Source organism: Methylopila musalis, from assembly GCF_042679725.1.
Lineage (GTDB): Bacteria > Pseudomonadota > Alphaproteobacteria > Rhizobiales > Methylopilaceae > Methylopila > Methylopila musalis.
Genome location: NZ_JBHTMX010000264.1, coordinates 1 through 3,177, shown reverse-complemented (window position 1 = coordinate 3,177; position 3,177 = coordinate 1). Strand labels below are relative to the sequence as shown.

The 3,177-nt window shown below is 73.3% G+C and carries 3 protein-coding genes; all 3 read left to right on the top strand.

The features are described from left to right. Positions 1-925: quinoprotein relay system zinc metallohydrolase 1 (locus ACFQ4O_RS16390; RefSeq protein WP_378777255.1), on the top strand; the 925-nt coding region annotated here is incomplete at its 5' end. A 112-nt stretch (positions 926-1,037) separates the two neighbouring features. After that, on the top strand, positions 1,038-2,201 hold the full coding sequence (locus tag ACFQ4O_RS16385) for an FIST N-terminal domain-containing protein (protein WP_378777257.1): 1,164 nt from the start codon (positions 1,038-1,040) through the stop codon (positions 2,199-2,201). Then, a partial coding sequence (locus ACFQ4O_RS16380) for a sensor histidine kinase (RefSeq protein WP_378777253.1) occupies positions 2,198-3,177 on the top strand: 980 nt, incomplete at its 3' end. The genes ACFQ4O_RS16385 and ACFQ4O_RS16380, both read left to right, overlap by 4 nt.

The window sequence follows — 3,177 nt, the reverse complement described above, 5'->3', positions numbered from 1 at the left end:
GCTCGCCGCCGGCGCGGTCGCCGCTCCCCTGCTGCCGGGGCGCGCCGCCGCCCGCCGCGCCTACGACGTCGTCCCCCGCCCCATCGGCGAGGGCGTGTGGCTGGTGGAGGGCCTGAACGAGCCGATCACCGCCGCCAACGGCGGCGCCATCGCCAACGTCACCCTGTTCGACACCCGCGAGGGCGCGGTGATCGTGGACGCTGGCCCGTCCCACGCCTATGGCGAGGCGCTGAAGGCGGCGGCTCAAGCGGTGACGGGCAAGCCGGTCGCGCGGGTCTATCTCACCCACATCCACGCCGACCATGTGTTCGGCGCCGGCGCGTTTCCGCCGGACGTGGTGTGGACCACCGCCGAGCTGAACGCCGATCTGGCGCTGCGCGGCGACGCGCTGGCCGACGCCATGTACCGCGTCGCGGGCGCCTGGATGCGCGGCACCGACACGCCCGCTCCCGCCCGCACGATCGCGACCGAATGGGAGGACGTGGGCGAGCGCCGGTTCCGCTTCCTGCCGCTCGCGGGCCACACCGGCTCGGACCTCTGTCTGTTCGAGGAGCGCTCGGGCGTGCTCGCGGCCGGCGATCTGGTGTTCCTCGACCGCGCGCCGACCACGCCGGACGCCGATCTCGCCCGCTGGCGCGCCGCGCTCGACACGCTGGCGCCCATCTCCGCCCGGCGTCTCTGCCCCGGCCACGGCCCGGCCGAGGCCGGCTCGCGCGGCCTGAAGCAGACCCGCGACTGGCTCGACATGATCGAGGAGCGCATCACCGCCGGCTTCGAACGCGGGCTCGACGTGATCGAGCTGATGCAGGAGCCGCTGCCCGCCTGGACCGACAAGCTCGCGGTCGCCCGCTACGAGTTCGCCCGCTCCGCCATGCACCTGCTGCCGCGGCTGGAGCGGGAGCGGCTGCCGGCGCGCGCCGCATGACCGCGCCGGCCTCGGCCCTAAGGCGCGATTGCCCGCGCCCGTCCCGGCGCCTAGTCTCGCGCGACGGCGCGGGCGCGTGACGGCGGCCGGACGGTTCTCGAAGGGGCAGCACATGGGCCAGGCCGCCCGCGCGATCACCCACAAATGCGGCGTGCAGAGCGCCTGGACCACGGTTCCGGACGCGGACGCGGCGGTCGCGGCGCTCGCCGGCGCCATCGAGACCCCGGCGCTCGCCCAGCTCGTGGTGTTCTTTTCCCCCGCCTATCCGGCCGAAGAGCTGGCGCGGGCGCTGAGCGCGCGCTTTCCGGGCGTCCCGGTCGCGGCCTGCAGCAGCGCGGGCGAGATCAGCCCCGACGGCGGGCTCGACCGCGGGCTGGTGGCGATCGCCTTTCCCCAGAAGGGCTTCCGCATCGTCTCCACGCTGGTGCGCCGGCTCAGCGTGTTCGACGCCGAGCAGACCGCGGGCCTGGTCAGCGCTCTGCGCTGCCGCCTCGCCGGAGACAGCGCGGCGGAGGGCGGGCGCTTCGCGCTGACCCTGATCGACGGCCTCGCCGACGCCGAAGAGCAGGTGGTCTCCGCCATCGACCGGGCGCTGGCGGGCGTGCCGCTGGTGGGGGGCTCCGCCGGCGACGACCTGTCCTTCCGCCGCACCGCGCTGATCTACGACGGCGAGGTGGTGACCGACGCCGCGATCGTGATGATCTGCGACACGGACTTCCCCGTGGAGACCTTCAAAACCGACAATTTCGAGCCAACGGACGTGAAGTTCGTCGTCACCGCCTCCGACGACGGCGCCCGCACCGTGCGGGAGCTCAACGCGGAGCCGGCCGCCGCCGAATACGCCATGGCGGTCGGACTCGACCCGGGCAGCCTCACCCCCATGAGCTTCGCCTCGCACCCGCTGGTGGTGCGGGTCGGCGGCGAATACTTCTGCCGCTCGATCCGGAGGCTGAACGCCGACGGCTCGCTCAGCTTCTTCTGCGCCATCGACCGCGGGCTGGTGCTCACCCTCGCCCGGCCGAAGGACATCGTGGAGGTGACCCGCGCGGAGCTGGAGCGCCTCGAGGCCTCGCTCGGCGGCGTCGATCTCATCATCGGCTTCGACTGCGTGCTGCGCCGGTTCGACGCCGAGATCCGCCAGCGGCGGCGCACCATCTCCAATCTCTACCGGCAGTACGGCGTGATCGGCTTCGAGACCTATGGCGAACAGTACCGCTCGATGCACCTGAACCAGACCTTCACCGGCGTCGCCATCGGCTTCGCGGGGAACGCATGACGCCCGCAGCCCCCTCCCCCGACGACGACGAACTCGCCGGACTGCGCCGCCGCATCGCCAAGCTCGAGCGCATCAACGAAGCGCTGATGGACCATGTGGAGCGCGCCACCGACCGGCAGGGCAACGCCTACTCAATGTTCCAGACTGCGATCATGCTGGACGGGCGGGTGCGGGCCCGCACCGAGGAGCTGACCAGCCTGATGCGGCGGCTGGAGCGCTCCAACCAGGCGCTGGTGGAGGCCAAGGAGGAGGCGGAGCTCGCCAACCGCTCCAAGACCCGCTTCCTCGCGGGCGCGAGCCACGACCTGCTGCAGCCGCTGAACGCGGCGCGGCTGTCGCTGTCGACGCTCGTGGACATGCCGCTCGGCGACGAGGCCCGCGCGGTCGCGCTGCAGGCCGAGCGCGGCATGACCACCATCGAGGAGCTGATCAAGGCGCTGATCGAGGTGTCAAAGCTCGACGCCGGCGTGGTGCGCCCGAGCGTGGGGGCGCTCGACCTGAACGAGCTTCTGGCCGAGATCGCCGCGAGCTTCGAGCCGGCGGCCGCCGCCAAGGGGCTGCGCCTCGCGGTAAAGGCGCCGCCGCTCGCGGTGGAGAGCGACCCAGTGATGCTGAAGCGCATCCTGCAGAACCTCGTCTCCAACGCGGTGCGCTACACCGCGCAGGGCGGCGTGCTGCTGCGCGCCCGTCCGCGCGCGGGCCTCTGCGCCATCGACGTGGTGGACACCGGCCCCGGCATCTCCGCCGACGACCGGACCCGCGTGTTCGACGAGTTCTACCGCTGCGACGGCGGCCGGCGCGACGAGGTGGGGCTCGGCCTCGGCCTGTCGATCGTGCGGCGCATGACGCTGGCTCTTGGCCACGGGCTGCTGCTCACCTCCCGGCCGGGGCTCGGCTCCCGGTTCCGGCTGCGCCTGCCCATGGCGACCTCCGCGCCGCAGCCGCGGGCCGCCGCGCACGGGGGCTACGGCGTCGC

Coding starts and splice junctions, on each gene's coding strand:
- ACFQ4O_RS16385 (WP_378777257.1), top strand. CDS start 1,038: ATGGGCCAGGCCGCCCGCGCGATCACCCACAAATGCGGCGTGCAGAGC.